General features: G+C 71.4%; 7 protein-coding genes. 2 read left to right on the top strand and 5 right to left on the bottom strand.

The annotated features are described in order from the left end of the window. Window positions 1–426: 426 nt before the first annotated feature. Both msrA and FV222_RS14995 read right to left on the bottom strand, forming a co-directional pair. A complete protein-coding gene (gene msrA / locus FV222_RS15000; RefSeq protein ID WP_147752437.1) occupies window positions 427–1,083 on the bottom strand; it encodes a peptide-methionine (S)-S-oxide reductase MsrA in 657 nt (218 codons plus the stop codon). 76 nt (window positions 1,084–1,159) lie between these two features. Further along, complete coding sequence (locus FV222_RS14995) at window positions 1,160–1,480, bottom strand: PetM family of cytochrome b6f complex subunit 7 (RefSeq protein ID WP_147752432.1); 321 nt, start codon at window positions 1,478–1,480, stop codon at window positions 1,160–1,162. Between the two features lie 133 nt (window positions 1,481–1,613). Here FV222_RS14995 and FV222_RS14990 point away from each other — a divergent pair, with 133 nt between their 5' ends. Further along, window positions 1,614–2,333 carry an HAD family hydrolase gene (locus FV222_RS14990; RefSeq protein ID WP_238271130.1) on the top strand — a complete coding sequence of 240 codons (720 nt, stop codon included), beginning with the start codon at window positions 1,614–1,616 and terminating at the stop codon, window positions 2,331–2,333. Window positions 2,334–2,712: 379 nt separating this feature from the next. Continuing rightward, entirely contained in the window at window positions 2,713–3,039 is a 327-nt protein-coding gene (locus tag FV222_RS14985) for a hypothetical protein (RefSeq protein WP_238271128.1), read from the top strand. Between the two features lie 317 nt (window positions 3,040–3,356). On the opposite strand, the gene FV222_RS14975 is transcribed toward FV222_RS14985, so the two are convergent. The 3 genes from FV222_RS14975 to argH form a co-directional block, all read right to left on the bottom strand. Further along, entirely contained in the window at window positions 3,357–4,052 is a 696-nt protein-coding gene (locus FV222_RS14975) for an invasion associated locus b family protein (protein ID WP_147814890.1), read from the bottom strand. 157 nt (window positions 4,053–4,209) lie between these two features. After that, on the bottom strand, window positions 4,210–4,494 hold the full coding sequence (locus FV222_RS14970; RefSeq protein WP_147752434.1) for a hypothetical protein: 285 nt from the start codon (window positions 4,492–4,494) through the stop codon (window positions 4,210–4,212). 95 nt (window positions 4,495–4,589) lie between these two features. Continuing rightward, complete coding sequence (gene argH, locus FV222_RS14965; RefSeq protein WP_147814888.1) at window positions 4,590–5,981, bottom strand: argininosuccinate lyase; 1,392 nt, start codon at window positions 5,979–5,981, stop codon at window positions 4,590–4,592. Window positions 5,982–6,214: the final 233 nt, after the last annotated feature.

The following is a 6,214-nucleotide window of genomic DNA, read 5'->3' as shown; positions in this document are numbered from 1 at the left end:
TCGTCACGCTGCTCGCCGCGCTCGCCCGCACCGGCGGACGGCGGGGCATCGCCGCGCTCTGCATCGGCGGCGGCGAGGCGACGGCGATCGCGGTGGAGCGGATGTCCTGAGGGTTGCACGCACGTTCGACGGGTGGAGCGCACTTCCCCTCTCCCCGCTCGCGGGGAGAGGCCCGCACGGATGTCGTCGTCCGTGCGGGAAGCGGAGGCGAAGCCGCAGCGGCGGCGAGGGGGTCGGAGCCGGACGAGCCTCTTCCGGGTCGGCCCCCTCACCCTCGGCTGCCGCCTCGCTTTGCCGACGACGAGGTCGTCAAAGCCCTCTCTTCGCAGGCGGGGCGAGGGGATGCGTGGTCTCGATCAGAGCCAGGCGTCGATGCGGACGGGTACGGAACCCGGCGAACGGATCGCAGGCTGACGTTCCAAGCCTTCAGGCCGCCACGCCGGTCCCGATCGGGCAGGCCACGCCGGTTCCGCCCAGGCCGCAATAGCCGGCCGGGTTCTTGGCGAGGTACTGCTGGTGATAGCCTTCCGCGAAGTAGAAGGTCTGGCCGGAGACGATCTCGGTGGTGATGTCCGGGAAGCCCCGGGCCTTCAGCGCCGCGGCGTAGGCCGAGCGGACGGCCTTGGCCGTCGCCTCCTGCGCGGGATCGGTGAGGTAGATGCCGGAACGGTACTGCGTGCCGACGTCGTTGCCCTGGCGGTAGCCCTGCGTCGGGTCGTGGCTCTCGAAGAAGGTCTTGAGCACGGCGTCCAGCGGCAGCACCATCGGGTCGAAGGCCACCAGCACGACCTCGTTGTGCCCGGTGCGGCCGGAGCACACCTCCTCGTAGGTCGGGTTCGGGGTGAAGCCGCCCTGGTAGCCCACCGCCGTGACGAACACGCCCTCGGGCAGCTGCCAGAACTTGCGCTCGGCGCCCCAGAAGCAGCCGAAGCCGAGGCCGATCGTCTCGATGCCCGGCGGATACGGGCCCTTCAGCGGGTTGCCGTTGACGAAGTGGGTCTCGGCGGTCGGCAGCGGATCGGGGCGGCCGGGCAGGGCGTCGGCCGGGCTCGGCATCTCGGCCTTCTTGCGGAACAGGTGCAGCATCGGGCGTCCTTCGGGCGGGGTCGGATGATGTCCTGATATGGGGTCGCCTGCCCGGTTCATGAAGCGGACGCCGTCAGGAGCGCGTGAGGAACCCGATCGGCTCGCGCGCCGGCTGGCCGAGCCAGAGCAGCACCGCGCCGAGGCCGAGGCCGAGCAGCGAGGCCGGCGCCAGCGTCAGCGGCAGCACCGCGAGGTTCCACAGCCACGGGGCGACGCCCTCGACCGCGCCCTGGAGCGCGTTCGCCTTGTCCTTGAACAGGGTGAACAGCAGCTCGCTCAGAGGTGTGATCCGCAGGCCGTTGTTCGCGACCGAGCGCGCCCCGTCGTAGACCAGGGCGACGAAGCCGCCGGCCAGCAGCACGAAGCCGAGAAAGCGCAGGAGAAAACGGAACATCGCGGGGTCTCGGGAGCACGCTCGTCGGCCGGTCCTGAGGGGGTTACGAGCCCCGCCCGCGCCGCGCAAGCGGTTGCCGCGCCCGCGCCCGCCGTGCCACAGGGGCGATCCCGGCGACAGGAACCGACCTTCCGTGAGCATAAGCCTACAGGCCCCGGCGCCGGCCCTCGTGATCTTCGATTGCGACGGCGTTCTGGTCGACAGCGAGCCCCTGAGCCTCGCCTGCCTCACCGCCGGGCTCAACCGCATCGGCGTCGCAATCGACGTCGAGACCGTGCGGGCGCGCTTCGCCGGCACCTCCATGACCTCGATCATGGGCCACGTCGAACGCGACTACGGCGTGACGGCTCCCGAGGGCTTCGTCGCGGCGGTGAAGGCCGAGACCCTGGCGATCTTCGACGCGGAGCTACAGGCCATGGCCGGGATCGCCGACGCCGTCGCGGCCCTGTCGCTGCCGACCTGCGTCGCCTCGAGCAGCGATCCCGTGCGGCTGCGCCACTCGCTCGGCCTCACCGGCCTGCTGCCGCTGTTCGAGGGGCGGATCTACTCGGCTGTCGAGGTCGCCCGCGGAAAGCCGTTCCCCGACCTGTTCCTGCACGCCGCCGCGCGGATGGGGTTCTCCCCCGACGCCTGCCTGGTCATCGAGGACAGCGTGCCCGGCGTCACCGCAGCGCGGGCCGCCGGGATGCGGGTGCTGGGCTTCGCCGGCGGCGGCCATTGGGGCCACGACCGCGACGGCGCCGACCTGCTGGCGGCCGGCGCCGCCCGGGTCTACCGCGACCACCGCGACCTCTCCGCGCTCCTGGCCGCGCTTCCGGCCGAGACCCTTGCTGCGACCTCCGCGCAGGCCTGAGGCAGGATCGGGCTGCCGGTGCGGGCGGCGACGCGCGTTTTTTGCCCGAAACCTTCGGAAAAACGGAAACGGCTTCCTTTGACGCGGAGGCCTGCAATGTCCATCTTAGTCAGGCAGGGCGATGCCAAGCATCGCCGGCCGCGGTGATTTGAAGAGCCTCGCTTGCGCCGCGTCATCAAACGCTAAAGCACTGCCGGACAACGCCGTCCGGCGGTCCTTCATCGTCAGGAGGGCTTTTTCGTGATCCGATACGCTTCGAAGTCCGCTCTCCCCCTGCAGGGTGCGATGCACCGCCGTCGCTGTCGCGGCTGACGCATGCGCCGACGGACGATCCGACCGCCCTGCAACGCCGGCCCACGAACGGCCCCGGGAGAATTCCATGCCTCAGCTTCATCCGGCCGCGCAGGCCGCGCCGCCGCACGATCTTTTCGCCGACCATTTGGCCCAACGCGCCCGCAACCGCCTGCACGCGGAGCCGCCGCCGACCCGGATCATCGAAGTTGGCGAGATCGCCGCCGGCATCGCCGTACCTGAGCCCGGCGGCGTGCGCTTCTTCTCCTCGGCCCGTGCCTTCGACGACCTCGACGGCACGGTCTTCCGCAGCACCGAGCAGGCAGCCCGCGCCGCCCGCGAGCGCTTCCGGGCCCGCACCACGCGGACGGCGGCGGGGTTAGGGCAGGGCGGCGGGAGGCTGGCCGCCGTCTAAGGGACCGGGTTTTTTCACCCCCGAAGACACGCGATCCTTGAGGTTGCCGCGCACCCCTCACCCCGCACGCGGGGAGAGAGATCTTCCGACGTCTTCGTCGGCGAAGCGATGCGGCAGCCGGCGGTGAGGGGGAATCGACAGACGAGCCTCCTTCGTCGACTCCCCCTCACCGCCGCTTCGGCTTCGCCTCCGCTTCCTGCAGGCACGACGAGGTGCCTGCAGGCCTCTCCCCGCCCGCGGGGAGAGGGGGGCCGCACCCGACGCACCGGGATCAGGCAGGCATGACGGCACGGGCGCCGGCAAGCCGGGTCCCGCTCCTACTTGCACTCCTCGCGCGTGCGCTTCATCGCCTCGCCGAAGCCGGCCAGCGCGTACTCGTCGCTGGTCGGCTTGCCGCGCATCGAGACGGTCTTGACCAGGAGCTTGGGCACCCGGCCGCTCATCTCGGTGACGACGCGGGTTTCCTCGGAAGGGTTCTGCAGCCAGGCGTTGCCGTCCTTGACCACGAGCCCGTAGCGGGCGCTGCCCAGGGTGATCGCCGGGTCGGTGGGGGCGGCTGCCGCACCGGGCTTGGCCTGCGCCGCGGCGGGCTTGGAGGGAAAGCCCAGCATCACCGCGATCTCGTTCTGGACGTTCTCGCCCTTGCGCACGGTGACGAAGAGGTAGGCGGTGTCGCGCTTGAGAGTGGCGGGCGAGCGGGTCTGCGGCTGCGCGATCGCATAGCACAGGCGGGTCCTTCCCTGGCCGCTGGCGAACACGTTCCAATCGCCGAAGATCGCCACCGGCGTCGCCTGCTGCATGCCGGGCGGCGTCGGCGCAGCCTTGCCCGGCGTCGCCTTGGCCGTCCGATCGCGGCCGCCTCGACGGCGGCGGCTCGGCGTGGCTGCCTCGGGGGCTTCGGCCTCCTGCGCGGAGGCGGAGGCGATCCCGAGGGTCCGGCCACCGCCGGCAGGCAGGAGGGCCGCCAGCGTGAGGGCGCCGAACGGAAGCAGGCAAAGGGCAAATCGCATCATCACGTCCCGGTCAGCGTGTCGGCGCGGCCCGCACGCCGAAGCCTCGGCCGGTTCGAAGCCGGCACCGGCCTCAGGAAGTCATGAAGCTTGGGCGACGGTTGGGCAAGATGGCGGCGACCTGCATGCCGGCGACCTGCATGGCGGCGACCTGCCGCCGTCAGCCGGCGTGGATCTCGGTGGCGGCGTTCTGGGCCGCCATCGCCGCCACCGGCAGGGCCGGAACCTCGTCGAGGTCGATCCGCACCGGGGGGGGCGGCGCAGTCGGGGCAGGCGCGGGTTTGGGCTGCGGATCGTTGTAGGGCGTGTTGTAGCCCTTGCGCACGGCGGCCCAGTAGGCGTCGCGCGACAGGCCGGAGCCGACGAGCGCCGCATCGATCATCGCGGTGGCGGTGGCGGCGAGCGCCGGAGTCTCCTCCGGCTTCGTCCAACTCTCGACGGGCATGCTGCGGTCTCCGATGCGCTCGCGCCGGTGTAGCAGAGCTTACCTAGCTGGACCGTGAACGCACGAACCCGGCTTCCGGTTGCTCTGCACCATTTTCAGGCAACCGGCTCCGCGAGCCGTGCGAGCCAGCCCTCGGCCTGCGCGCGGACGTTGGCCGGCGCGGTGCCGCCGAAGCTGACCCGGCTCGCCACCGAGTTCTCGACGCCCAGCACCGCGTAGACGGCTTGCGTGATCCGCGGCTCGGCCTCCTGCATCTCGGGCAGCGACAGCGCCTCCAGCCCGACGCCCTTGCCCGAGGCGACGCCGACGAGGCGGCCGGTGACATGGTGCGCCTGCCGGAACGGCAGCCCGAGTTCCCGCACCAGCCAGTCGGCGAGGTCCGTCGCGGTGCTGTAACCTGAGCCGGCGGCGCAGGCGAGCACGCCCGCGTTCGGCTCGAGGTCGCGGACCATGCCGGTCATCGCGGCAAGGCACAGCGACAGCGCCTGCAGCGCGTCGAAGGTGCCTTCCTTGTCCTCCTGCATGTCCTTCGAATAGGCCAGCGGCAGGCCCTTCATCACGGTGAGCAGGCCCATCAGGGCGCCGACGATGCGCCCGCTCTTGGCCCGCACCAGCTCCGCCGCATCCGGGTTGCGCTTCTGCGGCATGATCGAGGAGCCGGTGGTATAGCCGTCCGACAGCCTGACGAAGTCGAACTGAGCCGAGGTCCACACCACCAGCTCCTCGGCGAAGCGCGACAGGTGGATCGCGCAGATCGAGGCGGCCGAGAGCGATTCCAGGGCGAAGTCGCGGTCGGCGACGGAGTCGAGCGAGTTCGCCGTCGGGCGGTCGAAGCCCAGCGCCGCGGCCGTGGCGTGCCGGTCGATCGGGAACGAGGTGCCGGCGAGGGCGGCGGCCCCCAGCGGGCACTCGTTGAGCCGGGCGCGCGCGTCCCGGAAGCGGCCGCGGTCGCGCGCCAGCATCTCGACGTAGGCGAGGCAATGGTGCCCGAAGGTGACCGGCTGGGCCGATTGCAGGTGGGTGAAGCCCGGCATCACGGTGCCGGCATGCGCCAGCGCCTTCTCGGCCAGCGCCTGCTGCAGCCCGGCGGCCTGCGCGTCGAGGTTGTCGAGGGTGTCGCGCACCCACAGCTTCATGTCGGTGGCGACCTGGTCGTTGCGCGAGCGCGCGGTGTGCAGGCGCCCGGCCGACGGCCCGACGATCTCGGTGAGCCGGCTCTCCACCGACATGTGGATGTCCTCGAGTTCACGCCGGAACACGAAGGTGCCGGCCTCGATCTCGGACTGGACCGCCTTGAGTCCGTCTTGAATGGCCGCCACATCGTCGGCCGGCAGGATGCCTCGGGCGCCCAGCATCGCGACGTGCGCCAGCGAGCCGCGGATGTCCTGGGGCGCGAGGCGCTTGTCGAATCCGATGGAGGCATTGATCTCCTCCATGATCTCGGCGGGGCCGCTCGCGAAGCGTCCGCCCCACATCCGGTTGCTCATGGTCTTCCCGATCCTTCCGCTCGCGCAAGAGCGTTTCGTGTGGTGGCATTTCCTTGACGCGAGCCGGCATCCACCGCGCTCGAAATGCTCTTAGGGACGCAACGATGATGCCTGGACGATTGATGGGCGCCGCGGTCGGCGCCGGCCTCGTCACCGCGTTGGCCGCCGGCCTCGCCCTATACGGGACCGGTGCGGGGCCGGGCAACGCCCCGGGGCCCTGCGCCGGCTCGGCC

Source organism: Methylobacterium sp. WL103, assembly GCF_008039885.1.
Classification (GTDB): Bacteria; Pseudomonadota; Alphaproteobacteria; order Rhizobiales; family Beijerinckiaceae; genus Methylobacterium; species Methylobacterium cerastii.
Note: the sequence above shows the minus strand (reverse complement) of the source record. Positions and strands in the feature narration are given on the sequence as shown.